The sequence below is a fragment of the Streptomyces violascens genome, assembly GCF_014649955.1.
Classification (GTDB): domain Bacteria; phylum Actinomycetota; class Actinomycetes; order Streptomycetales; family Streptomycetaceae; genus Streptomyces; species Streptomyces violascens.
In genome coordinates, this window is record NZ_BMUA01000012.1 from 170,947 (window position 1) to 196,416 (window position 25,470).

General features: G+C 72.1%; 24 protein-coding genes. 10 read left to right on the forward strand and 14 right to left on the reverse strand.

The genetic code is table 11. From position 1 onward, the window contains the following. Positions 1–33: 33 nt before the first annotated feature. Entirely contained in the window at positions 34–321 is a 288-nt protein-coding gene (locus tag IE206_RS23690) for a hypothetical protein (protein WP_226599018.1), read from the reverse strand. Between the two features lie 135 nt (positions 322–456). Here IE206_RS23690 and IE206_RS43435 point away from each other — a divergent pair, with 135 nt between their 5' ends. After that, complete coding sequence (locus tag IE206_RS43435) at positions 457–840, forward strand: cold-shock protein (protein ID WP_189965218.1); 384 nt, start codon at positions 457–459, stop codon at positions 838–840. Here the strand turns inward: IE206_RS43435 and IE206_RS23700 are convergent. The 4 genes from IE206_RS23700 to IE206_RS23715 all read right to left on the reverse strand — a co-directional run bounded on the left by IE206_RS23700 (position 837) and on the right by IE206_RS23715 (position 4,387). Then, the gene (locus tag IE206_RS23700; protein WP_189965220.1) at positions 837–1,697 is read right to left on the reverse strand and encodes a 1,4-dihydroxy-6-naphtoate synthase; all 861 of its coding nucleotides are present in this window, start codon (positions 1,695–1,697) and stop codon (positions 837–839) included. The genes IE206_RS43435 and IE206_RS23700 overlap by 4 nt on opposite strands. Further along, positions 1,687–2,430 (reverse strand): futalosine hydrolase, encoded by a 744-nt coding sequence (locus IE206_RS23705; protein WP_189965222.1) that lies wholly within the window; start codon positions 2,428–2,430, stop codon positions 1,687–1,689. Before IE206_RS23705 ends, IE206_RS23700 begins: the two co-directional genes overlap by 11 nt. 17 nt (positions 2,431–2,447) lie before the next feature. Further along, positions 2,448–2,942: a DUF2771 domain-containing protein gene (locus IE206_RS23710; protein WP_189965223.1), complete on the reverse strand. Its 495-nt coding sequence runs from the start codon at positions 2,940–2,942 to the stop codon at positions 2,448–2,450. An 89-nt stretch (positions 2,943–3,031) separates the two neighbouring features. After that, complete coding sequence (locus IE206_RS23715) at positions 3,032–4,387, reverse strand: MFS transporter (RefSeq protein WP_189965225.1); 1,356 nt, start codon at positions 4,385–4,387, stop codon at positions 3,032–3,034. Positions 4,388–4,725: 338 nt separating this feature from the next. Here IE206_RS23715 and IE206_RS23720 point away from each other — a divergent pair, with 338 nt between their 5' ends. After that, complete coding sequence (locus IE206_RS23720) at positions 4,726–5,640, forward strand: DUF3027 domain-containing protein (RefSeq protein ID WP_189965227.1); 915 nt, start codon at positions 4,726–4,728, stop codon at positions 5,638–5,640. Positions 5,641–6,392: 752 nt separating this feature from the next. After that, a complete protein-coding gene (locus IE206_RS23725) occupies positions 6,393–9,497 on the forward strand; it encodes a sacsin N-terminal ATP-binding-like domain-containing protein (protein ID WP_189965363.1) in 3,105 nt (1,034 codons plus the stop codon). A gap of 52 nt (positions 9,498–9,549) precedes the next feature. Here IE206_RS23725 and IE206_RS23730 read toward each other — a convergent pair whose 3' ends face one another. Both IE206_RS23730 and IE206_RS23735 read right to left on the reverse strand, forming a co-directional pair. Continuing rightward, positions 9,550–11,967 carry a cation-translocating P-type ATPase gene (locus IE206_RS23730; protein ID WP_189965229.1) on the reverse strand — a complete coding sequence of 806 codons (2,418 nt, stop codon included), beginning with the start codon at positions 11,965–11,967 and terminating at the stop codon, positions 9,550–9,552. Positions 11,968–12,073: 106 nt separating this feature from the next. Beyond that, positions 12,074–12,364, reverse strand: coding sequence for a DUF2530 domain-containing protein (locus IE206_RS23735; RefSeq protein ID WP_189965231.1), 291 nt, complete (start codon positions 12,362–12,364; stop codon positions 12,074–12,076). Between the two features lie 204 nt (positions 12,365–12,568). Here IE206_RS23735 and IE206_RS23740 point away from each other — a divergent pair, with 204 nt between their 5' ends. Next, positions 12,569–14,023 (forward strand): NCS2 family permease, encoded by a 1,455-nt coding sequence (locus tag IE206_RS23740; protein WP_189965233.1) that lies wholly within the window; start codon positions 12,569–12,571, stop codon positions 14,021–14,023. An 18-nt stretch (positions 14,024–14,041) separates the two neighbouring features. On the opposite strand, the gene IE206_RS23745 is transcribed toward IE206_RS23740, so the two are convergent. Further along, a complete protein-coding gene (locus IE206_RS23745) occupies positions 14,042–14,224 on the reverse strand; it encodes a ribbon-helix-helix protein, CopG family (protein WP_053724844.1) in 183 nt (60 codons plus the stop codon). 157 nt (positions 14,225–14,381) lie between these two features. On the opposite strand from IE206_RS23745, the gene IE206_RS23750 reads away from it, so the two are divergent. Next, entirely contained in the window at positions 14,382–14,825 is a 444-nt protein-coding gene (locus IE206_RS23750; RefSeq protein ID WP_053724836.1) for a MarR family winged helix-turn-helix transcriptional regulator, read from the forward strand. 27 nt (positions 14,826–14,852) lie between these two features. Then, entirely contained in the window at positions 14,853–16,190 is a 1,338-nt protein-coding gene (locus IE206_RS23755; RefSeq protein ID WP_189965235.1) for an MFS transporter, read from the forward strand. A gap of 66 nt (positions 16,191–16,256) precedes the next feature. Here IE206_RS23755 and IE206_RS23760 read toward each other — a convergent pair whose 3' ends face one another. Next, positions 16,257–17,462 carry an FG-GAP repeat domain-containing protein gene (locus tag IE206_RS23760; RefSeq protein WP_189965237.1) on the reverse strand — a complete coding sequence of 402 codons (1,206 nt, stop codon included), beginning with the start codon at positions 17,460–17,462 and terminating at the stop codon, positions 16,257–16,259. Between the two features lie 116 nt (positions 17,463–17,578). Between IE206_RS23760 and thpR the strand changes: the two genes are divergently transcribed. Then, positions 17,579–18,148, forward strand: coding sequence for an RNA 2',3'-cyclic phosphodiesterase (gene thpR / locus IE206_RS23765; RefSeq protein WP_189965239.1), 570 nt, complete (start codon positions 17,579–17,581; stop codon positions 18,146–18,148). Between the two features lie 157 nt (positions 18,149–18,305). On the opposite strand, the gene IE206_RS23770 is transcribed toward thpR, so the two are convergent. The 3 genes from IE206_RS23770 to IE206_RS23780 all read right to left on the reverse strand — a co-directional run bounded on the left by IE206_RS23770 (position 18,306) and on the right by IE206_RS23780 (position 21,010). Further along, positions 18,306–19,298, reverse strand: coding sequence for an aldo/keto reductase (locus tag IE206_RS23770; RefSeq protein ID WP_189965241.1), 993 nt, complete (start codon positions 19,296–19,298; stop codon positions 18,306–18,308). Positions 19,299–19,386: 88 nt separating this feature from the next. Further along, positions 19,387–20,394: an aldo/keto reductase gene (locus IE206_RS23775; protein WP_189965243.1), complete on the reverse strand. Its 1,008-nt coding sequence runs from the start codon at positions 20,392–20,394 to the stop codon at positions 19,387–19,389. A 46-nt stretch (positions 20,395–20,440) separates the two neighbouring features. Continuing rightward, positions 20,441–21,010, reverse strand: a complete 570-nt coding sequence (locus tag IE206_RS23780) for a MarR family winged helix-turn-helix transcriptional regulator (protein ID WP_189965245.1) — start codon at positions 21,008–21,010, stop codon at positions 20,441–20,443. 48 nt (positions 21,011–21,058) lie between these two features. Here IE206_RS23780 and IE206_RS23785 point away from each other — a divergent pair, with 48 nt between their 5' ends. After that, entirely contained in the window at positions 21,059–21,574 is a 516-nt protein-coding gene (locus IE206_RS23785; RefSeq protein ID WP_226599000.1) for a carboxymuconolactone decarboxylase family protein, read from the forward strand. Between the two features lie 25 nt (positions 21,575–21,599). On the opposite strand, the gene IE206_RS23790 is transcribed toward IE206_RS23785, so the two are convergent. Further along, positions 21,600–22,256: a DUF4232 domain-containing protein gene (locus tag IE206_RS23790; RefSeq protein ID WP_189965247.1), complete on the reverse strand. Its 657-nt coding sequence runs from the start codon at positions 22,254–22,256 to the stop codon at positions 21,600–21,602. A 168-nt stretch (positions 22,257–22,424) separates the two neighbouring features. Further along, positions 22,425–23,237 (reverse strand): NAD(P)H-binding protein, encoded by an 813-nt coding sequence (locus IE206_RS23795; protein ID WP_189965249.1) that lies wholly within the window; start codon positions 23,235–23,237, stop codon positions 22,425–22,427. 84 nt (positions 23,238–23,321) lie between these two features. Here IE206_RS23795 and IE206_RS23800 point away from each other — a divergent pair, with 84 nt between their 5' ends. Both IE206_RS23800 and IE206_RS23805 read left to right on the forward strand, forming a co-directional pair. Further along, positions 23,322–23,738 carry a winged helix-turn-helix transcriptional regulator gene (locus tag IE206_RS23800; RefSeq protein WP_189965251.1) on the forward strand — a complete coding sequence of 139 codons (417 nt, stop codon included), beginning with the start codon at positions 23,322–23,324 and terminating at the stop codon, positions 23,736–23,738. Further along, the gene (locus IE206_RS23805) at positions 23,738–24,874 is read left to right on the forward strand and encodes a DUF2786 domain-containing protein (protein ID WP_189965253.1); all 1,137 of its coding nucleotides are present in this window, start codon (positions 23,738–23,740) and stop codon (positions 24,872–24,874) included. The genes IE206_RS23800 and IE206_RS23805 overlap by 1 nt, the downstream gene beginning before the upstream one ends. The last annotated feature ends 596 nt before the right edge of the window (positions 24,875–25,470 follow it).

Sequence of the window (25,470 nt, forward strand, 5' to 3'; positions counted from 1 at the left end):
GGGACCGGCCGGTTCAGGTGAGCGGCGGGCGGGTCAGGCGCGGGCCTGGCGGCGCTGCTCCGCGATGGTGCGCAGCACGCCCGCCCCCGCGATCAGGAAGCCGACGCCCATCAGCATGCACACGAGATAGGCGAACGACGGGAACCGCGCGGTGTGCAGGAACAGCGGCGCCACCGTGACCAGCGTGGCGAGCGCGCCGACGAAGAACACGACGACGCCGATGCGAACCAGCCGATCACCGGTGGTGGGGGCGTCGCGGTCGGTCTTGGCCTGGGTTTCGGTACTCACCCCGCCAGGGTAGTTCCCTGCTCGTAAGGACAGGCCGGGACGTCTTGTCAGCTGCCCCTGGACCATTAGCCTTGGTGTCGGCGGGTCGGAAGGCGACCCGCTGTAGTGCTATCCAGAGCCGTTTTCGGCGCCCCGCACACAACGACGAGTACGAGGACGAGGACAGACGTGCCTACCGGCAAGGTCAAGTGGTTCAACAGCGAGAAGGGCTTCGGCTTTCTCTCCCGGGACGACGGCGGCGACGTCTTCGTCCACTCCTCCGTGCTCCCCGCCGGGGTCGACGCACTCAAGCCCGGACAGCGCGTCGAGTTCGGCGTCGTCGCCGGGCAGCGCGGTGACCAGGCCCTCTCCGTCACGGTCCTCGACCCGGCCCCCTCGGTGGCGGCCGCGCAGCGCCGCAAGCCCGACGAACTGGCCTCCATCGTGCAGGACCTGACGACGCTCCTCGAGAACATCACGCCGATGCTGGAGAAGGGCCGCTACCCCGACAAGGCGGCCGGCAAGAAGATCGGCGGCCTGCTGCGCGCGGTGGCCGACCAGCTCGACGTCTAACTCCGTACGAAATTCAGCGCATCGCGGCCGAGGGGCGGTACGAGCCCCTCGGCCGCGGCGCGTGTCAGGAGGCCGCGCACCGCGGCGTAGCCGTCCTCGCCGAGGTCGGCGGTGAACTCGTTGACGTAGAGCCCGATGTGCCGGTCGGCCACGGCCGGATCCATCTCCTGGGCGTGCTCCAGTACGTAGGGCCTCGATGCCTCGGGGTCGTCCCAGGCGAGCCGCACGGAGGTGCGGGCCGACTCGGCGAGCAGCCGCAGCGTGTCCTCGCCGAGGGAGCGCTTGGCGATGATCGCGCCGAGCGGGATGGGCAGTCCGGTGGTCGACTCCCAGTGCTGGCCCATGTCGGCGAGGCAGTGCAGGCCGTAGTTCTGGTACGTGAAGCGGGCCTCGTGGATGACGAGTCCTGCGTCCACCTTGCCGTCGCGCACCGCGGGCATGATCTCGTGGAACGGCATGACGACGACCTCGCCGACCCCGCCCGGCACGACGTCGGCGGCCCACAGCCGGAACAGCAGGTACGCCGTCGACTTCTCGCTCGGCACGGCGACGGTTTTGCCCGTGAGTCCCCCATTCCCGGCTTCCCGGGTGAGGACCAGCGGACCACAGCCGCGTCCCAGCGCGCCGCCGCACGGCAGCAGCGCGTACTCCTCAAGCACCCACGGCAGCACCGCGTACGACACCTTGAGCACGTCGAACTCGCCGCGCTCGGCCATGCCGTTGGTGATGTCGATGTCGGCGAACGTCACGTCGAGTCCGGGCGCGCCGGGCACCCGGCCGTGCGCCCACGCGTCGAAGACGAAGGTGTCGTTCGGGCAGGGAGAGTAGGCGATCTTCAGCGCCGGTTCAGTGCTCATGTGACGTCCAACTCTCCAGTACGGGCGGGAGCTTCCCGAATGCGTCGGTGAGGGCGGCGAGCGCGTCGCCGATCCGCCAGGCCGAACGGTCGCGCGGGCCGACCTCGTTGGAGATCGCGCGGATTTCGAGGGCGGGCAGGCCGTACTGGTCGGCGGCCTCGGCGACACCGAAGCCCTCCATCGCCTCGGCGGCGGCCGAGGGGTGGCGAGCCAGGAGTTCGGCGGCGCGCCCGGCGGTGCCGGTGGCGGTGGTGACGGTGAGGACGGGGCCGTACAAGGCGCCCAGCGCCCGCATCGCGCGGCGGCCGAGCGAGCCGAGTACGTAGACTTCGTGGCGGCCGAAGCCGAGTTCGGTGACGGGGATGAAGCCCTCGGCGGAGCCCGCGCCCAAGTCGGCCGCGATGATGCGCGAGGACACGACGACGGAGCCGATCGGGGCGACGGCGGGGAAGCCGCCGCCGATGCCGGCCGAGATCACCAGGTCGTAGCGGGAACCCCGGCCGAGGGCGTGGGCGGTGCCCGCGGCGGCCGCGGCGGGGCCGACGCCCGCCGGGTAGACATCGATCTCGTGCCCCGCGCGTCCGTGCCGGGTCAGCGGTGCGGGGCTGTCCGGCCCGGCGACCAGGGCGCGCCGGACGAACTCCTCGCCGAGGCGCGCGTATCCGGCGGCGCCGAGACCGGCGGCGACGGCGTCCGCCTCCGCCGCCACCGCGGTCACGACCAGCACACGCATCAGGCGGGGCCCGGCCGTCAGGAGTTGGTGCGCTTGAGCGTGAAGCTCCAGACCGACTCGGGCTTGTTGTCCTTGTCGACCTGAATGATGCTGACCTTCTTCTCCTTCGGCGCGGCACCCTGCCCGCCGGTCGAGAAGACGTCGGCGCCGGGGAAGCTCCGGTAGGTCTGGGCGGACGGCTCGGTGATCGGGCTGCCGTCGAGCAGTGCGATCCACTTGCTGCCGTCCTCGACGACCTTGGGGTCGACGCCGAGGCGCAGGGTCGAGCCGGGCGCGTAGTCGATCGACTTGGCGTCCTTGACGCCGCTGAGGCAGCTGGTGAGCTTGGCCTCGGCGAGCGGCTTGCCGTCGCCGCGGCAGGACGCCTCGGTGCTGACGGAGTGCGTGCCGACCGTCACGGTCGCGAGAGGCGTCGGCTTGTCGCAGGCGGAGAGGACGAGGAGTCCGGCGGAGGCAGCGGCGAGTGCGAGGCCGGCCCGGCGGGTCCTACCGGAAGTGAACGCAACGGTCATGAAGCGAAGGCTATCGGTCGCCCCTGGCCAAGCCGCGCGGGGGTGCGGCGTGCCGTGTCGTCCGTCGTCGGACATCCGTCGTCCGTCGCTCACGCCACCCGGGGATGCGGGGTGCCGCGCCGGGCCGCGCCCAGCAGGCCCCGTACCGAGGCGGCCGCTCCAAGGGCCAGCAGGGCCGCGGCCACCGACATGCCGAGGATGCCGTTCAGCGGAAGCGCTATGCCGATCGCGCCGCCGAGGACCCAGGACACCTGGAGCAGCGTCTCCGAGCGGGCGAACGCGGACGTACGGACCTCTTCCGGTACGTCGCGCTGGATCATCGCGTCCAGGGACAGCTTGGCGAGCGCCTGGGTGAACCCGGCCGTCGCGCCGAGCACGGCGACCATCAGGCCGCTGAAGAACGCCGCCGACAGGACGGCCGCTCCCAGCGCGATGGACAGCATGGTCACGATCAGCACCTCGGGCCCGCGCGCCTTCAGCAGCGAGCCGACCGCCGTACCCAGCGCGTTGCCGACGCCCGCCGAGACGCCGACGATGCCGAGCGAGACGGCCGCGCTCTGGCCGGACAGGGGGTGTTCGCGCAGCAGGAACGCCAGGAAGAAGATCAGGAACCCGGAGAGCGCGCGCAGCGCGGCATTGGCGTACAGACCGTTCAGGACGGACACGCCGACCGTACGCAGGCTGGGCTTGCGGCCGCTGCGGTCGGAGAGCTGCGCCCTGGCCTCGCCCTTCGCCGAGTCGACCTTGTGGGGCAGCGTGAACGCCAGGAACGTACCGCCGACGAAGACGCAGAACGCCCCGTAGAGCGGCCATTGGGGCCCGATACGGGAGAGCCCGGCGCCGATCGGGGCGGCGATGCCCGTGGCGAGCAGGCCGGCCAGGGTGACCCGCGAATTGGCCTTCACCAGGGAGAAGCGGGGTGGCAGCAGGCGCGGCACCACGGCGCTCCTGACCACGCCGTACGCCTTGGACGCGACCAGTACGCCCAGCGCCGCGGGATAGAGCTCCAGGCCGCCGGTGGCGACCGCGCCGGACATCGTCAGGGCGAGCAGCGCGCGGGCCAGCATCGCGCCGGCCATCGCGGCGCGCCGGCCGTGCGGCATCCGGTCGAGCAACGGGCCGATCACGGGCGCCAGGAGAGTGAACGGCGCCATCGTGATCGCGAGGTAGAGGGCGACCCTGCCGCGTGCCTGGTCGGTCGGCACGGAGAAGAACACGGTCGAGGCGAGCGCCACGGTGATCATCACGTCGCCGGCGCCGTTCACCGCGTGCAGCTCGATCAGTTTGCCGAGCCCCGACTCACCGGCGCCGTGCGCGTGGGTCGCTTTTCTGATCGAACGGACCGTCCCGGTGAACGGCAGATGCAGGGCGCGGCCCACCGTCCGGCCTGCCTTGCGCAGGCGGCCGGCGGTGTCCGAGGACCCTGACGACCTTGCGGTTGCCACCCCGCCATAGTGCCCCAAGCCCGTCCGACCCGAACCAGGATTCGGACGCGCAGGTGGGCCGGGGGCCACGAAGGGGGTAGCGTGACAGGCGCGCCGCCCGCGGCTGCCCAAGGCCGCGCGCCTCTCCGCGATCCCGCAGAATGGATCGTAGAAGGTGCGCCTCCACGCTCATACGGAGCAAGGGGGACTCCCTTGGTCAGTGAAACTGGACAGCCGCTGGGCAGTTGATCGCCCGGGCGCGGACGTTGACGCGGCCCCCTGGTCCGCTCCGCCCGCCACCCGTACGCATTCGGCTCCCCGGCGCACCCGTGAGACGGCGTAGGAGAGAAGCGAGACCTGTGAGTGCTGCGACGACGCGAAGCCGTACCCCTGACCGCCTGTGCGCCGAGGCGGTCGACCTAGCCCGCGAGGCGGCGGAGGAAGCCGCCGCACCCGGTGTGGTCGGCGAGCATGTGGCCCTGGTTTCGGAGGGCGACCGGGTCGTCACGCACTTCTTCGAGTGCAAGGAGTTCGGCTACCGGGGCTGGCGCTGGGCGGTGACCGTCGCCCGGGCGTCGCGCGCCAAGCTGGTCACCCTGGACGAGACGGTCCTGCTGCCCGGCCCGGACGCGCTGCAGGCACCGGAGTGGGTGCCGTGGAGCGAGCGCCTTCGCCCGGGCGACATGGGCCCCGGCGACCTGCTGCCCACCGAGGCCGACGACCTGCGCCTGGAGCCGGGGTACTCCGGCGAGGACGCGCCGCCGCCCAACTCCGTGGTCTCCGAGGAGATGGCCGAGCGGGTCGACGCGGAGGACGCCGAGCTGTCCGACCTGGAGGCCCCTGCGGCCACCGCGCGCGGCTCCGTCGCGGCCGTCGCCGAGGAACTCGGCATGCGGCGGGCGCGGGTCCTTTCCCGGTACGGGCTGCACACGGCGGCCGACCGGTGGGAGGAGTCCTTCGGCGGCAAGACCGCGATGGCTCAGGCGGCGCCGGCCTCGTGCGTGTCCTGCGCGTTCCTCGTCCCGATCGCGGGATCGCTCTCCCAGGCGTTCGGGATCTGCGCCAACGAATTCGGTCCTGCGGACGGGCGTGTCGTGGCGCTGGACTACGGCTGCGGGGGCCACTCCGAGGCGGCGGTCATGCCGAAGCCGCCCCGTCCGGCGCCGCCGGTCCTGGACACGGTGGCCCCCGACGTCCTGGCCCTGCGGCCCCCGCGCGAGGGCTCCGTCCCGGACACCGCGCCGGACGCGACGGAGGATCTGGGCCACTCGTAGGGGCCTTTGCGGCGCCGGGCTCCCCGACCTCCTGGGGGGTTTGCGCGCCCTCCCGCCCGTGCAGGGGGTTGAGAGGTTGAGCCCTGGGGGCTGTGCCCCCAGACCCCTTGCGGGGACTTCGTCCCCTGCGCCCCTTTCCGGGGCTCCGCCCCGGACCCCGTTCGCGCCTGAAGGGCGCTCGTCCTCAATCGCCGGACGGGCTGGGTATGCCCGCATGGCCCGTACGCAAGAGACCGGCCGGGATCGACCCTGCCAGGGGCGCGGGGAACTGCGCGAGCAACCACCCACGGTCCGCAGTCGAAAGCGTCCACCGTTGGACGGGCTGAGGATGCCGCCCCGGCCGGGATCGACCCTGCCAGGGGCGTGGGGAACTGCGCGAGCAACCACCCACGGTCCGCAGCTGAAAGCGTCCACCGTTGGACGGGCTGAGGATGCCGCCCCGGCCGGGATCGACCCTGCCAGGGGCGTGGGGAACTGCGCGAGCAACCACGCACGGTCCGCAGCCGAATGACCCCATCACATCCCGCATCCCCCGGAGGGTTTAGGGAAGGGGCGGGGAGGGGCCTTCCGGGGTCTGGGGCGGAGCCCCAGCGCAGCCCCCGCAGAGGCGACCCCCGCCCCGGAGGGGCACACCGGGCACGGGCGGGGTGGGGGAAATTGAAGGACCGCGGCCGACGCGCGGTACCTTCGGCCCGCAGCCCCGGCACCCGCGGGGGCAGGACAGAGCGGAGTACGGCGTGATCGTCAAGGCGATGGCGGCCGAAGGGGCCGACCCCTTCGGGACGGCGCGGCTGCGGCGCGGAGTCCTGAACGCCTGGGGCGCGGGCCCGGCCAGATTCCGCGAGGACGCCAACGCCGAGGAGGACCTCGCACTGGGCGGCTACCGCGACCGCCTCGTCGTGGAGCTCGCCCAGAACGCCGCCGACGCAGCCGCCCGGGCGCGCACCACCGGCCGGCTCCGGCTGACCCTGCACCCCGCCACCCACGACACCCCCGCCCTGCTGGCCGCCGCCAACACCGGCGCCCCCCTGGACGCGCTCGGCGTCGAGTCGCTGTCCACCCTGCGCGCCAGCGCCAAGCGCGCCGACACCGAGGTGGCCGTGGGCCGGTTCGGCGTCGGGTTCGCCGCGGTGCTCGCCGTCAGCGACGAGCCCGCCGTGGTGGGACGTACCGGCGGCGTGCGCTGGTCGCTCGCCGAGGCCCGCGAACTGGCCGCCGACGCCGCCCGCGTCAGCCCCGGCCTGGGCGACGAGCTGCGCCGCCGCGACGGACACGTACCGCTGCTCAGGCTGCCGCTGCCCGCCGAGGGCGCCGCCCCCGAGGGGTACGACACCGTCGTGCTGCTCCCGCTGCGCGACGGCACCGCCGAGGATCTCGTACGCCGCCTCCTCGACGGCATCGACGACGCCCTCCTCCTCACCCTCCCCGGCCTGACCGAGATCGTCGTCGAAACGCCGGACGGGACAAGGGTGTTGAGGCGCGCCGTGCCCGCCGACGGCGGCGACGCCTACGTGCACATCGACGACAGCCGGGACGGAGTCGCTCATCGCTGGCGGGTCGTCAGCCATCACGGGCCGATCACCCCGGACCTGCTCGCCGACCGGCCCGTCGAGGAGCGGCTGCGGCCGCACTGGACGGTGACCTGGGCGGTCCCGGTGGACGAGGACGGCGCGCCCGCGCGGCCCCGTACCGCCGCCGTCGTGCACGCGCCCACCCCCACCGACGAGCCGCTCGGCATCCCCGCGCTGCTCATCGCCTCGTTCCCGCTGGACACCGCGCGCCGCCACCCCGCACCCGGCCCGCTCACCGACTTCCTGGTGCAGCGCGCGGCCGACGCGTACGCCGAACTGCTCGGTGCCTGGCGGCCGGTGTCGGCCGGCACCGTCGACCTGGTGCCCGGCCCGCTCGGCCGGGGCGAGCTGGACGGCGCCCTGCGCGCGGCGGTCCTGGAGCGGCTGCCCCGCGTCGCGTTCCTGGCGCCCGCCGCGCCCACCGAGGAACTCGTCGCGCTGCGCCCGTTCGAGGCGGAGGTCGTCGAGGGCGCGGGCGCCGACACGGTGCGCGTCCTCGCCGAAGTCCTGCCCACCCTGCTGCCCGCCGGGCTCGAACGCCGCCCGGAACTGCGCACGTTGGAGGTCGGGCGGCTGCCGCTCGGCGACGCCATCGAGCGGATCGCCGGGGCGGAGCGGGCCCCCGAGTGGTGGTACCGGCTGTACGACACGCTCGCCGGGGTCGACCCCGACCGGCTCTCCGGGCTCCCCGTGCCGCTCGCGGGCGGCCGCACCGTGATCGGCCCCCGCCAGATCCTGCTGCCGCTCTCCGACACCCCGGCCGACCTGGGCCGCCTCGGCCTGAAGGTCGCCCACCCGGACGCGGCCCACCCCCTGCTCGAAAAGCTCGGCGCGCTGCCCGCGACCCCGCGCGCCGTTCTGACGACCCCTCAGGTGCGGGCGGCCGTCGCCGGCTCGCTCGACAGCGGCGAGATCTGGGACGAGGACGCCCTCGACGCGGACGAACTCGCCGACACCGTACTGATGTTGGTGCGCGAGGCGAACCTCTCGCCCGGCGACGAACCCTGGCTCGGCGCGCTCGCCCTGCCCGACGAGGACGGAGAGCTCGCCCCCGCCGGCGAACTCGTCCTGCCGGGATCGCCCTTCGCCTCCGTCATCCGTGAGGGTGAACTCGCCGAGGTCGACCGCGAGTTGGCGGACCGCTGGGGAGAGCAGCCGCTCACGGCGTGCGGGGTGTTGGCGACCTTCGCCCTCGTGCGCGCCACCGATGTCGTCCTGGACCCGGACGAACTGGAGCCCCGTGACGGCGACTTCGCCGAACCGGACGACGCGGGTCTCCTGGACGCGGTGGACGTCTGGTGCGAAGACGCCCTGGACCGCCTCCCGGACTCGCCCGTGCCCCCGGTCGCCACGGAGATCATCGCGGTCCGGGACCTGGACCTGGTGGACGACGACTGCTGGCCGCAGGCCCTCGCCCTGCTCGCCCGGCCGCCGCTGCGGGACGCCTTGATCCAGCCGGTGCGCGTCCTGCTGCCCGACGGCACGACCGAATCCGTACGCCCCTACACGGCCTGGTGGCTGCGCGACCACCCGGTCCTCGGCGGCCGCCGCCCCGCCGGCCTGCGCGCGGCGGGCTCCGACCCGCTGCTCGCCGGCCTGTACGAGCCCGCGGACGCGACGGGCTTCGACGACGCGCAGGTCCTGCGGGCGCTGGGGGTACGCACGTCGGTGCCGGCGCTGCTCGACGAGCCGGGGGGCGCGGCGGAGCTGCTCGGCCGCCTGGCGGACGGGACGCGCCCGGTGACCGGGTCCCAACTCCACGCCCTGTACACGGCGTTGGCGGACCTGGACCCCGAACAGGTGACGCTGCCGGACGAACTGCGGGTGGTGGTGGACGGGGAGGTGCGGGTGGTCGACGCGTCGGAGGCCGTGGTCGCGGACGCACCGGACTTGTTGCCGCTCGCTGCCGGCCGCGCCCTGCTCCCGGTGGCCCCGGCCCGCGCGGCCGAACTCGCGGAACTGCTCCAGGTGGGGCGGCTGAGCGAGCTGGGGTCGGCGGAGGTGACGTCGACGGGCGTCGAGCACGAGGTGCCGGAGGCGGTACGCGCTCTGCTGGGCCCGTCCACGCCTGCGACGTACGTCGAGCACGAGGAACTCCTGGCAGGCGGCGTGGAACTGGACTGGCGCCGCCCGGCCGACGGGGTGGTCCACGCGGCGACTCTGGAGGGCGTGGCAGCGGGCCTCGCCTGGGCGGCGGGCCAGTGGCCTCGCCGCTTCGAGGTGGCAGCGCTTTTGGAGGACCCCTCCAGGACGGATGAACTGGCCCGGGACCGCTGGTTCGACTAGACGCGCTGGTCCGGCCCCTCTCCCCTTGCAGGGGAGGGGGGCGGCTGATCCCCTAGTCGGGCCAGCGGCGTACGACCCAGCGCCATGCCAGCTCCAGCACCCCCGACGCCACCACCGCAATGCCGACGGCGGTCCACGGCATCACCGCCCCCACCAGCTTCAGCGCGAAGAAGTGCTGAAGCCACGGCACCGCCAGCACCAGCAGGAACGCCGCCCCCATGGCCACCACCAGCGCGATCCGCCACCACGTGTACGGGCGGGCGATGATCGCCAGGACCCACATCGAGACCAGGAACAGCGTCAGGGTCGTGACGCTGGTTTCCGCGTCCAGTTCGCCCGGTCCCGAGTAGTACGCCCGCGCGATCATGTACGTCACGAACGTGGCCACCGCCGCGATGACCCCGCTGGGGATCGCGTACCGCATCACCCTCCGCACGAAGTGCGGTTTGGCGCGCTCCTTGTTGGGGGCCAGGGCCAGGAAGAACGCCGGGATGCCGATCGTGAACGTCGAGAGGAGGGTCAGGTGGCGCGGCAGGAACGGGTACTCCACCTGCGAGCACACCACGAACACCGCAAGCAGGACCGAGTACACCGTCTTCGTCAGGAACAGCGTCGCCACCCGCGTGATGTTGCCGATCACCCGCCGGCCCTCCGCCACCACCGACGGCAGGGTGGAGAAGCTGTTGTTGAGCAGGACGATCTGAGCCACCGCTCGCGTCGCCTCCGAGCCCGAGCCCATGCTCACACCGATGTCCGCGTCCTTGAGGGCCAGGACGTCGTTCACGCCGTCACCGGTCATCGCCACCGTGTGGCCGCGGGACTGGAGGGCCGCCACCATGTCGCGCTTCTGCTGCGGGGTGACCCGGCCGAAGACCGCGTTGGAGTCGAGGACGTCGGCCATCTCGGCCTGGTCGGCGGGGAGTTGGCGGGCGTCGACCGTGTTGGCCGCGCCGGGCAGGCCGAGCTTTCCGGCCACCGCGCCCACCGACACCGCGTTGTCGCCGGAGATGACCTTGGCCTTGACGTTCTGTTCCTCGAAGTAGCGCAGGGTGTCGGACGCGTCGGGCCGCAGCCTCTGTTCGAGGACGACGAGCGCGCTGGCCTTGGCGTCGGAGGCGATGTCGGGGTCGTCGAGCTCGCGGGAGGCACGGGCGAGCAGCAGGACGCGCAGGCCCTTCTCGTTGAGCGTGTCGATCTCCGTCAGCGCCGGGTCGCCCGGCTTCAGGAGCACGTCGGGCGCGCCGAGGAGCCAGGTGCTGTTCTCGCCGTCGCCCTCGCTGAACGCGGCGCCGCTGTACTTGCGGGCGGAGGAGAACGGCAGCGACTCGGTGCACCGCCACACCTCGCTGTCCGGATAGGCGTCGATGATCGCCTGGAGGGAGGCGTTCGGGCGCGGGTCGGACTCGCCGAGCGCGCCGAGCACTTTGCGTACGTAGGCCTCGTCCGAGCCGTTGAGGGGGCGCAGCTCCGTGACGTCCATGCCGCCCTCGGTGAGCGTGCCCGTCTTGTCGAGGCACACCACGTCGACGCGGGCCAGGCCCTCGATCGCGGGCAGTTCCTGCACCAGGCACTGCTGGCGGCCGAGCCGGATGACGCCGATCGCGAAGGCGACCGAGGTCAGCAGCACGAGGCCTTCCGGGATCATCGGGACGATGCCGCCGACGGTGCGGGCGATGGAGTCCTTGAAGTTGTTGTCCTTGACCACGAGCTGGCTGATGACCAGGCCGAGCGCGGTCGGGATCATCATCCACGTGACGTACTTGAGGATGGTGGAGATGCCGCTGCGCAGCTCGGAGTGGACGAGGGTGAACCGGCTCGCCTCCTCGGCGAGTTGAGCCGCGTACGCCTCGCGGCCGACCTTGGTGGCGGTGAACGCGCCGCCGCCCGCGACCACGAAGGCGCCCGACATCATCTTGTCGCCGGGCTTCTTCAGGACCGGGTCGGCCTCGCCGGTCAGGAGGGATTCGTCGACCTCCAGGCCGTCGGCCTCGACGGCCTCGCCGTCCACCACGATCTTGTCGCCGGGCCCGAGTTCGATGACGTCGCCGAGCACGATCTCGGAGGTGGAGATCTCGGCGGCCCGCCCGTCGCGCCGCACCGTGGGCTTCGCCTCGCCGATGACCGCGAGCCCGTCCAGGGTCTTCTTGGCGCGCATCTCCTGGATGATGCCGATGCCGGTGTTGGCGATGATCACGAAGCCGAAGAGGCTGTCCTGGATGGGCGCGACGACCAGCATGATCGCCCAGAGCACGCCGATGATCGCGTTGAACCGGGTGAAGACGTTGCCGCGGACGATCTCCGCGGTGGACCGGCTGCTGCGGACCGGAACGTCGTTGACCTCGCCGCGCGCCACCCGTTCGGCGACCTCGGCCGTCGTCAGCCCGCCGGCCCGCCCCGCCGGAGCGGGCGGCTTCATGGGATGGACGGGGTCGAGCTCCGCCCCGGCGTCGATCTTGGCACGCTGCGTCATGATTTCGACGGTACGGCGGGAACGGCCGCTTCACCTGCCGGGACGGCCGAACATCCGACCCTGGTAGGAGGCGAATGGTCCTCTGGCGGTACGCAGGGCCCGGGAGTTACTGACTTTCGGCTCTTGCGCCCCGCTCGGCGTCGGCCGCCTGCTGTGCGGCATGCCGCTTGATCGCCGCGTCGCGGCCGCGGACGTACCAGATGCCGATGAGGCCGAGGCCGCCGCCGGCCAGGCAGGTCCACACCCACCACAGGTGGCCGTGGTCGTCGAACCAGCCGTAGAAGGGGAGCTGGACGAGGAAGAGGACGAACCAGAGGATCGTGCCGCCGGTGATGGTGGCGACCACGGGGCCCTCAAGGGGCTCCGGCGCCTCGTGCTTCGGTGTCCACTTCGCCATGCGATCAGTGTAGGGCGCGGCTATTCACGGGAATCCGGTCTGCGGCTCGCCCAGTCGGCCCTTGGGTCTACGCGCGGAGATGGTGATCTTCGCCTTATGTATTCATACTGAAACGGCTTACGGCTGACTCATTCTGTTCGTTAAAACGTCCAAAGAAGTTCGGGTACGTGCCGTTTTCCTGCCCCTTCACGACTGAGGTTCCGCATGCCCTCCTCGGCCCCCGACAAGGTCGACGCCGCAGCTCAGCCGCCGGTACCCGCCCAGCCGACCAACGGCCTGGACCGCTACTTCAAGATCTCCGAGCGGGGCTCCACCATCGCCCGTGAGATCCGTGGCGGATTCGCGACCTTCTTCGCGATGGCGTACATCATCGTGCTGAACCCGATCATTCTCGGCAGCGCGAAGGACATGTACGGTCACCAGCTCAACAGCGGGCAGCTGGTCACCGCGACCGTGCTCACGGCGGCCTTCACCACGCTGCTCATGGGCGTCATCGGCAATGTGCCGATCGCGCTCGCGGCGGGGCTCGGCGTCAACACCGTGGTCGCGCTCCAGCTGGCGCCCCGGATGAGCTGGCCCGACGCCATGGGCATGGTCGTCCTGGCCGGCTTCGTGGTGATGATCCTGGTCGCCACCGGGCTGCGCGAGCGCGTCATGAACGCGGTGCCGCTCGGCCTGCGCAAGGGCATCGCGATCGGCATCGGCCTGTTCATCATGCTGATCGGCCTGGTCGACTCCGGCTTCGTCTCGCGCATCCCGGACGCCGCGCACACCACCGTGCCGCTGCAGCTCGGCGGCAACGGGCACCTGCTCGGCTGGCCGGTCCTGGTCTTCGTCCTCGGCGTGCTGCTCACGCTCGCGCTGATGGTCCGCAAGGTGCCCGGCGCGATCCTGATCTCCATCGTGACGATGACGGTCCTCGCGATGATCATCAACGCGGTGGCCACCGTGCCGTCCTGGGGTCTGACCACCCCGAAGTGGCCGGGCAACCCCGTCGACACCCCGGACTTCGGGCTCGTCGGCCAGGTCAGCCTCTTCGGCGGGTTCTCCAGGGTCGGCATCCTGACCGGCGTCCTCTTCGTCTTCACCGTGCTGCTCTCGTGCTTCTTCGACGCGATGGGCACGATCATGGGCGTCAGCGACGAGGCGGGCCTGACCGACTCCGAGGGCAACATGCCCGGCATGAACCGGGTCCTGTTCGTCGACGGCATCGCGGTCGCGGCGGGCGGCGCGTCGTCCTCGTCCGCCACCACCTGCTTCGTGGAGTCCACGGCGGGCGTCGGCGAGGGGGCGCGGACCGGGTTCGCGAACGTGGTCACCGGCGGGCTCTTCACCGTCTCCCTCTTCCTGACCCCGCTCGCCACGATGGTGCCCTCCCAGGCCGCCACCCCCGCGCTGCTCGCGGTCGGCTTCCTGATCCTGTCCGCCTCGATCAAGGAGATCGACTGGGCGGACTGGACGATTGCCATCCCGGCGTTCGTGACGATGCTGATGATGCCGTTCACGTACTCGATCACCAACGGCATCGGCATGGGCTTCATCACGTTCACGATGCTGCGGCTGGTGGCCGGACGTGCCCGCGAGATTCCGGTCGCGATGTACATCGTCTCGGCGGTGTTCGCCTTCTACTACCTGATGCCGGCGCTCGGACTCACGTAGCCCGGCCCACCGCGCGGATCACGCCGCCCCGTAAAACCGCTCCGTCTCGTCCACCGCCGCGTTGAAGCGTTCGTCGAAGTCGTCGCGTATGAGCGTCCGGACCACATAGTCCTGGACGCTCATACCGCGTTTCGCGGCATGGTGCCTGAGCCGTTCGAGCAGCTCACCGTCAATCCGCAGGCTGAGCACGCTGGTCCCCATGGAGCGAGGGTCGCCGCCCGCAGGGGCCGCGCGCGTCACTTTTCGCAGGCGTCTCACTCGTTCGGGTGAAGTGTGGCGCGATGGTGCCGGTGTGGCGCTGGACACCTGGGCTTAACCCGGTGGTATTTAGCCAGAGTAATGAGTTATGCTAACGAACATGTCTGACCTGTCCCACGGCAGTGGCGAGGACGCCGCCGCCGTGAACTCCCTGCGCTCAGCCGTCATGCGGCTGGGCCGGCGCCTCAAGCACCAGCGCGTCGACGAATCGCTCAGCCCGACCGAGATGTCGGTGCTCGGCACCCTGGCCCGTTGCGGCTCGGCCACCCCCGGTGAGCTGGCCCGCAAAGAACACGTACAGCCGCCGTCGATGACCCGAATCGTCGCCCTGCTTGAGGCGAAGGGCCTGGTCAGGCTGGAGCCGCATCCCGACGACCGCCGCCAGAAGGTGGTCAGCCAGACCGAAGAGGCCGAGGCGATGCTCGAAGAGAGCCGCCGAAAGCGCAACGCCTGGCTGGCTTCCCTCGCGGAAGGTCTGGACGAGGACGAATGGGCGAAGCTGCGCGCGGCCGCCCCGGTCCTGGAGAAGCTCGCACACCTGTAAGGCGCATAGCTAGGAGGCGAACCCTTTTTGAGTACGGGAACCGGATCACCATCCGCCCCCGCACCTACTCCCACCTACAACAAGCGCGGCGGGGGGACGTTCTCCTCGCTTGCGGTACGCAATTACCGGCTGTTCTTCTCCGGCGCCATCGTGTCCAACATCGGCACCTGGATGGCCCGGATCACCCAGGACTGGCTGGTCCTGACGATCACCGGCTCCTCCGTGGCGGTGGGCATCACCACGGCCATGCAGTTCCTGCCGATGCTCCTGTTCGGCCTGTACGGCGGCGTCATAGCCGACCGGTTCGCCAAGCGGAACATCCTGTTCGTGACGCAGGCGGCGATGGGCCTCGGCGGCCTGTTCCTCGCCGTGATGACCCTGTCCGGTCACGTCCAGGTGTGGCACGTCTACCTGACGGCCTTCTTCACCGGCCTGGTCACCGTCGTCGACAACCCGACCCGGCAGTCGTTCGTCTCCGAGATGGTCGGGCCCGACCGGGTGCGCAACGCGGTCAGCCTCAACTCGGCGAACTTCCAGTCCGCCCGGCTCGTCGGCCCCGCCGTCGCGGGTGCCGTCATGGCGGCCGTCGGACCCGGCTGGGCCTTCCTCGCCAACGGCCTGTCCTTCACCGCCCCGCTGATCATGCTGACGCTGATGCGGACCAAGGAGCTCCAGCCGACCCGCCTCGCCCCGCGCGGCAAGGGCCAGCTGAAGGAAGGCCTCGCGTACGTCTCCGAGCGGCCGGAGCTGATCTGGCCGATCGTGCTGGTCGGCTTCGTGGGCACCTTCGGGTTCAACTTCCCGATCTGGCTGAGCGCGTTCGCCTCCGACGTCTTCCACGGCGACTCCGGCATGTACGGCCTGTTCAACAGCCTGATGGCGATCGGCTCGCTGATCGGCGCGCTGCTCGCGGCCCGGAGGTCCTCGACCCGGCTGCGGATGCTGGCGCTCGCGGCGTTCCTTTTCGCGGTGCTCGAACTCGTCGCCTCCGGGGCCCCCGACCTCGGCGTGTTCATGGCGCTGCTCATCCCGGTCGGCATCCTCGGCCTGACGGTGAACGTGACCGCCAACGCCTCGGTGCAGATGGCCACCGACCCCGAGATGCGGGGCCGCGTGATGAGCCTGTTCATGATGGTCTTCACCGGCGGCACCCCGCTGGGCGGCCCGCTCTTCGGCTGGCTGACCGACGTCTACGGCGTCCGCGTCAGCCTCGCGCTCGGCGGTCTCATCTGCGGCGCGGCGGCGATCGGCGTGGGCCTGATGCTGGCCCGCGCGGCCAACCTGCGCCTGAAGGTCGACGTACGGCCCGGCCACCGGCACCTCGCGTTCGTCCCGAGGAATCCCGCTCTGGTGACGGCCGCCTGACGGCACCCGGTACGGGAAACGGCCCGGCCCCCGCATGCGGGGGCCGGGCCGTTTCCCGTACCGGGTTCAGAAGATGTCGCTCCTCGCCCAGTTCCAGTCCTCGCGCCCCTCGCCCAGGGTGCCCGTGCCCGTGCCCGGGTACGTCGTGAGCTCGCGGTCCGACTTGGCGAGGAGGTCGGGCGCGTTCCAGGCGAGGTCGTCCAGTACGTCGCCGACGCACAGCAGCGTCGGGTACTTCTGCCAGCCCCCGCTGCCGATCAGGACCCGCGGGCCGAACCCGCCGTGCCCGTTGCCGGGGTAGCGCCACAGCCTGCCCGCCGTGTCGCTGGCGACGACGTCAGCGTGCCCGTCGCCGTCGAGGTCGCCCGTGCCGGTGAACGTCAGGACCGAGCCCCAGCCGGCGCCGAGGCTCTTGCGGTGGCCGAAGCCGCCGTGGCCGTTGCCCGGGTAGAGCCAGGCGTGCCCGGACGCGTCGAGGGCCATGAGGTCGCCGCGGCCGTCGCCGTCGAGGTCGCCCACCGGCGCGAAGCGGCGCATGCCGGACCAGCCGGCGCCCACGCGCGAGCGCTTGCCGAGGCGCCCGTCGCCCTTGCCCGGGTACAGCCACAGCACGCCGGCCTTGTCCCGGGCGAGCAGGTCCTCCTTGCCGTCGCCGGTGAGGTCGCCGTGCCGGGCCAGCGTCATGCCGTTCCAGCCGCGGCCGAGGAAGGTGCCGTTCCCGTCGCCGTCGAGGAAGTACAGGCTGCCGTTCCAGTTGCGCTGGAGGAGGTCGGCCTGGCCGTCGCCGTTGAGGTCGCCGAAGGGCAGCGCCTTCGCGTCCTCGCCGTCGCCGGAGTTCCAGTCGGAGTACTCCTTGCCCGACTGGCACTCGCGCAGCGTCCGCCCCCAGCGGAACGAGCTGTTCTCGTCCTTACGGGGCTTCGCGCCGTGCGGCGGGGCGGGCTTGGGCGCGGTGCCCATGCCCGGGGCGCGCACGTACATGTCGCGGCCCGGGTCCAGGTACTGGAACTCCGCCGGGCTCCACATGCACGAGAAGTCGCCGCCCGAGCGGTTGTAGACGGCCGGCGCCTCGTCGTCCCACGGCTCGGCGGAGGCCTGCGGGCCGGCGTACGCGTCCATCGAGGCCTGGCTGTCGGCCCGGTCGAAGACGCAGAACTTGCCCACCGGACAGTGGTCGAGGCCGACGGAGGCGTCGGCCGGGGCGACCGCGGTCGCGGTGAACCCCACGACGGCGGCAGCCGTCGCCAAAGCGGTGCGGATGGTCGGCCGCATGGATGATTTCCCCCCAGGGAAGCCGGGGCCGGGGCCCCGCAGAAACGAGCGACGGGATCTTACGCCTGCCCCTTCGGCGGCTTCGCACAGGGGGCCGGTCTTGATTGACTGTCCCCATGCGCCTCTTCGCCGCCGTGCTGCCCCCAGCGTCGGCCATCGACGAACTCGGCCGGACCGTACGGCAGTTGGAGCACCTGCCCGGCGCGCAGGGGCTGCGCTGGACCGGGCGCGAGGGCTGGCACCTGACCCTCGCGTTCATGGGCGAGACCGACGAGGCGGTCCTGGCCGAGCTGCACGAGCGGCTGCGCAGGGCGGCCCGCCGCACCGACCCGTTCACGCTGCGGCTGCACGGCGGCGGCCGCTTCGACGGGCGCGCCCTGTGGGCCGGCGTCGCGGGCGGCCTCGACCAGCTGCGGCTGCTCGCCGAACGCGCGGACGCCGCCGCCCGCCGCTCCGGCATCCCGATGGACCAGCACCGCCGCTATGTGCCGCACCTCACCCTGGCGCGGTCCCGGGCGCCGATGGACCTGAAGACGTACGTCGAAGTCCTCGCCGCGTTCGAGGGCAGCCCGTGGCAGGTCGGCGAGTTGGCGCTGATCCGCAGCACCCTCCCGGGCGGCGGCACCCCCGGCGAGCGCCCCCGCTACGAGGCGGTCGCCCGCTGGCCTCTCGGCCAAGGCGGTTAGGCTCAAGGGGTGGACCCGAAGACCAGGAACCGGATCATGGCCGGTGTGCTCGTGCTGATGTTCGTCGTCGTGGCGGTGGCGGCCGCCGTCGGCTGACCGCCCCCGCCCCCACGCGTACGCACTCGCGGGCGCGTACCGCCTGCGAGGTCCTGCGGACCTACCAGGCGAAGGCCTCCGGGGACGGCCCGGGGCCCGGGAAGATGTCGTCGAGCGCGGTCAGGAACTCCTGCGGCAGGTCGAGTTCGACCGCCCGCAGCGGCGCGTCCAGCTGGTCCGCCGTGCGCGGCCCGACGATCGGACCCGCCACGCCCGGCCGGGTGAGCAGCCAGGCCAGCGCCACCTCGGCGGGGTCGAGGTCGTGCTTGGCGACGAGCTCCTCGTACGCCTGGACCTGCTCCCGCACGCCCGGCTTCGCGAGGGTCTGGACCGCGATGCCGCCCTGGGAACGCGAGCCCGAGCCCTCGCGCTCCTTGCGCAGGATGCCGCCGAGCATGCCGCCGTGCAGCGGCGACCAGGGGATGACCCCGAGCCCGTACTCCACCGCCGCCGGGATGATCTCCATTTCGGCGCGGCGTTCGGCGAGGTTGTAGAGGCACTGCTCGCTGACCAGGCCGAGGCGTCCGGTGCGGGCGGCGATTTCGTTGGCCTGGGCGATCTTGTAGCCGGGGAAGTTGGACGAGCCGGCGTACAGGATCTTGCCCTGGGTGATCAGGACGTCGATGGCCTGCCAGATCTCCTCGAACGGGGTGTCCCGGTCGATGTGGTGGAACTGGTAGACGTCGATGTGGTCGGTGCCGAGCCGCTTGAGCGAAGCCTCCACCGAGCGGCGGATGTTGACCGCGGACAGCTTGTGGTGGTTGGGCCAGGGCTCGTCGACGCCCATGTTGGCGTAGAGCTTGGTGGCCAGGACGGTCTTGTCGCGCCGGCCGCCGCCCTTCGCGAACCAGCTGCCGATGATCTCCTCGGTGCGGCCCTTGTTCTCGCCCCAGCCGTAGGCGTTGGCGGTGTCGAAGAAGTTGATGCCCGCGCCGAGGGCGGCATCCATGATCGCGTGGCTTGCGCCTTCGTCGGTCTGCGGTCCGAAGTTCATCGTCCCCAGGACGATCCTGCTCACCTGGAGACCCGTGCGTCCGAGCTGCGTGTACTTCATGGGAATCAAGCCAACGTCTTCGAGCGCGCTCAAGGCAAGGGGCCGGGCCGGGACTTCCCGGCCCGGCCCGGCCCCTTGGCGTACGTGACTACCAGGCGAAGGCCTCCGGAGAGGGACCGGGGCCCGGGAAGATCTCGTCGAGCGCGCCGAGCAGCTCCTCGCTCAGCTCCAACTCCACGGCGCGCAGCGCCGATTCGAGGTGGGCGGGCGTGCGCGGGCCGACAATGGGGCCGGTCACGCCGGGCCGGGTGAGCAGCCAGGCGAGCGCCACCTCGCCGGGGTCGAGGTCGTGCTTGGCGAGCAGGTCCTCGTACGCCTGGATCTGCGCCCGCACGGCCGGGTCGGCAAGGCCCGCCGCCGAGCGGCCGCCCTTGGTGCGCGAGCCGGCGCCCTCGCGCTCCTTGCGCAGCGCGCCGCCGAGCAGGCCCTGGTGCAGCGGCGACCAGGGGATGACGCCGAGCCCGTACTCCTGGGCGGCCGGGATGATCTCCATTTCGGCGCGGCGTTCGGCGAGGTTGTAGAGGCATTGCTCGCTGACCAGGCCGAGGCGTCCGGTGCGGGCGGCGGTCTCGTTGGCCTGGGCGATCTTGTAGCCGGGGAAGTTGGACGTTCCCGCGTAAAGGATCTTGCCCTGGGTGATCAGGACGTCGATGGCCTGCCAGATCTCCTCGAACGGGGTGTCCCGGTCGACGTGGTGGAACTGGTAGATGTCGATGTGGTCGGTGCCGAGCCGCTTGAGCGAAGCCTCCACCGAGCGGCGGATGTTGACCGCCGAGAGCTTGCTGTGGTTGGGCCAGGAGGGGGTGTTCCAGGCCTTGCCCTGCGTCATGTCGCCGTACATCTTGGTGGCGAGGACGACCTTGTCGCGCCGGTCGCCGCCCTTCGCGAACCAGGAGCCGAGGATCTTCTCGGTGAGCCCCTTCTCCTCGTCCACGCCGTAGATGTCGGCGGTGTCGAAGAAGTTGATGCCCGCGTCCAGGGCGGCGTCCATGAGGGCGTGGCTGCCGGCTTCGTCGGTCAGCGGTCCGAAGTTCATCGTGCCGAGGACGAGACGGCTGACCTGGAGTCCGGTGCGTCCGAGCTGTGTGTACTTCATGGGGCCATCAAAGCGTGTTCGAGTGTGCTCAAGGCAAGGGTTTCGTTCAACTGCCCAGCCAGCTGGACGCGTCGAGGCGGAAGGCCTCCGGGGGCACGGCGGCGCGCAGCGAGGCTTCGAGCTCGCGCAGCCGGTCATGGCCCAGGGTGTCGGCCCAGCTCGCCCGCAGCTCGTCGAAGACGGCCGCCGACCGGGCGAGCGCGTCCAGGCCGTGCGGGGTGAGCCGGACCAGTTTGCGGCGGGCGTCGTCGGGGTCGTCGGCGCGCTCCGCGTAGCCAAGGGCGATGAGACGGTCGACGGTCTTGCCGGCCGCCTGCTTGGAGACGCCGAGCCGCCGCCCGATCTCGCTGGCGGTCGACCCGGGCAGGCCGATGGCCTGAAGGGCGAAGCCGTGCGCGGGCCGGATGTCCGGGTGCCCCTGGCGCGCGAGCTCGGCGTGCAGCCGGTCGATGAGCGAGCGGAACCCGGCGAACAGGAGCAGCGGGAGCTCGTATCCGGGCGCGTCGGGGTGGCCCGCAGGCCCGGGGGCGGCGTTGTGCGCACCGCGATCCGAACGCGGGCCGTTGCGCGAATCGACAACCTGGTTTACCTTTTTTTCGTCAACCACGTTGTCCATTCTAGGGCCCGGGTCCGATCCGGGCCGTACGGAAAGTGGAGTCGCGTCATGTCCCTGTTCACCGAGCACACCCTGGAATCGGCCCCGGCCGCCTCGCGCAAGTCGATGGAGGCGACCGTCCGCCACCTGGGCCGGCTCGCCCCGCCGGTCGCCCGGCTCGCCACCTCCCCGCACCTCCTGGACGGCTTCCTCAAGCTGACCGGGATCTTCGAGCAGACCACCCTGGGGCCGGTGGCGCGCGAGGTCGTCGTCATGACGGTGGCCGTCCGCAACGAGTGCCACGTGTGCGTGGCCATGCACACCGGCAAGCTGCGCGAACTGGGCGCCGACGAGGACCTGGTGACCGCCCTGCACGAGCGGCGCCCCCTCGCCGACCCGAAGCTCGATGCCGTACGCCGCTTCACGCTCGCGGTCCTGGCGACCGCGGGCGGCGTCGAGGACGAGGCCGTCAAGGACTTCCTGTCGTACGGATACACCGAGCAGAACGCCCTCGAGGTCGTCCTCGGCATCGGCACCTACACGCTGTCCACCTACGCCAACCGCCTCACGGGCGCGGGCCTGTGAGGCGCCAACTCGTCGTGTTCGTACGCTACTTGGAGCCCACCGGACTGATGTAGGTGCCCGGGTGGGTGGCCCCGTCCTGGAGCAGGACCGAGGAGAACTCCCACGGCAGGGTGTGGGAGTGGGTCTCGTTCGGCGGGGTGATCACGATGCTCTTGGGCTTGAACTCCTGCCCGTCGCCCTTGTTGAACGGCAGATAGAAGATGTTGAAGGTGGTCGTGGCATTCGGCCGTACCGTGACCGTCTTCGGGGTCTCGGCGGTCCCGCGGGTGAGCGACCACCTGGTCGAGCCGCCGACCAGGTCGACCCCCGGATAGCCCTTCATCGTGCAGGACTTGGCGCCCTTGTTGGTCAGCGTGATGGTCACGGCGCCCTGCGAACCCTGCGACTGGGCGCCGCTGCCCGGGGCGACGGCGAAGGCGAGCTGGGAGGTCAGGCAGTGGTCGCCGCCGGTTCCGGTCCCCGCGTCCGTACCGCCGCCGACGCTGCCGCCGGAGGGGGCCATGGTGCGGCCGCCGTCCGCGCCGGGGGAGCTCGATCCGGTGCCGGTGCCGTTCGGGGCGGTGGTGCTCGGGGTGTCGGTGGCGACCTTGTCCGAGCCGCCGTTGTCGCTGCCGCAGGCGGTCAGGGTCAGGCCGGCGGCGATGACGGCGATCGCGGCCAGGGGGGCGGTACGCAGGCGCAACACGGCGGTCCTTTCGGTCGTTGTCCGTTCGGATGCCCAGCGGGCCCGGTCCCAAGCGGAACTCGGGACGCGTTGTGGACGTTCCGCACCGCCCGACGGTTTCATCGCGCACCCGTGATCATGGAGGCGGCGCGCCGAAACTTGTCCACAGGCTGTGGGCGGCCGGGCCTATTCCTGCTCGCGCACGGCCGCCGCGTACACCTCGATCGCGGGCTTCGGGGCGCGGCCGAGCAGGTGGCGCAGCTCGCCGGTGTCGGTCGCGCCGAGGAAGCCGTGCGCGATGGCGGAGTACGTGCCGACCAGCATCGGCACCTGGAAGGGCTCGGCGCCGGACGCGGCGAGGGCCGCCCGTGCCCCGGCGAGCGTGCCGGGCTCGTACGCGGTGGAGGTGGCGGCGGCCAACTCGGCGCCACCCAGGGCGTGTTCGCCCACCAGCTCGTAGGTCCGGCCGGCGTGGGCCGCCGGATCCAGGGCCACCCGGGCCGCGATGTCGGCGAGGTCCTCGCGGGCGACCGCCGCGAGCCGGCCGGTGCCGAGCGGTGCGGTGATGCGGCCGTCCGCGCCGGGTGCGGCGAGGTGGGCGAGCAGCTCGGCGTACAGGCCGTTGCGCAGCACCGTCCAGCTCAGCGCGGACGCGCGCAGCCGGCGCTCGGTCCAGCGGTGGGCCAGCGCGTAGGGGAGGTGGTCGCCGGGGGCGGCCAGGCTGGTGTAGACGACATGGCGCACGCCCGCCTTCTCGGCGGCCGAGACCGCGGCCTCGTGGCGGGCGACGACCGTGTCGTCCTCGCCGTACCCGGCCGACACGAGCAGCAGGGTGTCGACGCCGGCGAAGGCCTCCGGGAGGGAGGCGGGGTCGTCGAAGTCGGTGCGGCGGGCGCCGGGCAGGGCCGCGCGGGTGCCGGTGAGTACGTCGTCGCGGCCGGCGAGGCGTTCGGCGATCAGCCCGCCGAGCCCGCCGGAGGCCCCCGTGATGAGCAGCATGGAAGCTCCCCCCGTTTCGTTGTCGCGTTCGTTTGCTGGGACGATCGTGATCGACAGCGGGCGGATCGGTAAGGAGGCACTTTCATGTCAGTGGGGCACATCGCGGTAACCACCCCGGCCCCGGCCGAGCCGGTCATCAGCTGCGAGACGCCGCAGGAGGAGTGCGGGGTGCGCGACGTGCTCGACCGGCTCGGCGACAAGTGGTCGGTGTACGTGGTCGTCGAACTCGCGGCGGGCGTGCACCGCTTCCGCCAGTTGCAACGGGCCGTGCCCGGCATCTCCCAGCGCATGCTGACCCTCACCGTACGGCGCCTGGAGCGCGACGGGCTGGTGAAGCGGACCGTGTATGCGACGGTGCCGGCCCAGGTCGAGTACGAGCTGACCGCGATGGGCCACAGCATGACGCACCTGATCAAGGCGCTCGCGGACTGGTCGATCGACCACCGCGGCGCGATCGCGGACGCCCGGCGGTCCTGGGACGCGGAACACGAGGCGCCCTGATGGAGGCCGTCGACCGCGCGTTCGCCGCGGCGCTGTACACCGAGGGCGACGCGGCCCTCGACACCGGCGCCTCACTGCTCGCCGCCGCACCGGACACCGATGCCGAACTTGCCCTGCGGGGGCGGGAGTTCGTGCGCCGCGCCTGGGACCGTGGCTGGCAGCCCGCCGATGTCGTACGGATCGTACGGCGTGATCTGGACGAGCCGCACGTACGCATCCTGAGCGGGCTGATCCGCGACGAGCTCGGGCGCTACGAGCGGCTGCCCGCGCGGTGGCAGGGCCAGCTGGACGAGCTGCCCGACGAGGCGTGGCGGGCCGACCGGTTCTCGTACGCCACCGCCGTCCTGGAGCTCTACCGGCTGCTGCTCGCGCTGCCCGCGATCGAGCCGGCCGGGCCCGCGCCGGGGGCCGGCGTGCTCGGGCCGCCGGTGCACGGCGAGCCCAAGATGCTGGGCCGCATCCGGGCGCTGCTCGCCAAGGCCGAGGCGACCGGGTTCCCCGAGGAGGCGGAGGCGCTCTCCGCCAAGGCGCAGGAGCTGATGGCGCGGCACAGCGTGGACGAGGCGCTGCTCGCGGGGCGCGGGCCGGGCGACGAGGTGCCGGGGGCCTGCCGGATCGGGGTGGACGCCCCGTACGAGACGGCCAAGGCGATCCTGCTCGACGCGGTCGCGTCCGCGAACCACTGCCGGGCGGTGTGGAACGCGGAGCTCGGCTTCTCGACGGTGGTGGGCTTCGAGGCGGACCTGGAGGCGGTGGAGCTGCTGTACACCTCGCTCCTGGTCCAGGGCACGGCGGCGATGACGAAGGCGGAGGCCGCGCAGCGGGCGGGCGGCCGCAAGCGCACGAAGACGTTCCGCCAGTCCTTCCTGCTCGCGTACGCGGGCCGGCTGGGCGACCTGCTCGCGGCGACCGCCCGCGACGTGGAGGCGGAGTTCGGCAGCTCGCTCCTACCGGTCCTGGCGACGCGGGCGGTGGCGGTCGCGGGGCGGGCGGAGGAGATGTTCCCGCGGACGGTGTCGACGCGGGTGCGGGGCGTCTTTGACGAGTCGGGCTGGCGGGACGGCCGCGCGGCGGCGGACCGAGCGCATCGGGCTTCGCCCCAGCCCCGAGAACTTCGCCCACCCGCCCACCCGTAGCCCCAGGGTTGGTTGGGCTGGCCTCCCTGGGGCTGCGCCCCAGACCCCGGGGGGTTTGCCCACCCGCCCGCCCGTGCAGGGGGCGGAGAGGTTGAGCCCTGGGGCTGCGCCCCAGACCCCGGCGGGGGCTCTGCCCCCTGCGCCCCCGGGGGGTTTGCCCGCCCTCCCGTCCGTGCAGGGGATTGGATGGCCCGGCTCCTGGGGGCTGTGCCCCCAGACCCCCTGCGGGGACTTCGTCCCCTGCACCCCTTTCGGGGCTCCGCCCCGGACCCCGTTCGCGCCTGAAGGGCGCTCGTCCTCAAACGCCGGACGGGCTGGGTATGCCCGCACGGCCCGTACCCAAGAGACCGGCCAGGATCAACCCTGTCAGGGGCGCGGGGAACTGCGCGAGCAACCACGCACGGTCCGCAGTCGAGTCCACTGTTTGGACGGGCTAGGGATCAGCCCTGCCAGGGGCGCGGGGAACTGCGCGAGCAACCACCCACGGTCCGCAGCCGAATGACCCCATCACACCCCGCATCCCCCGGAGGGTTTAGGGAAGGGGCGGGGAGGGGCCTCCCGGGGTCTGGGGCGGAGCCCCAGCGCAGCCCCCCGGG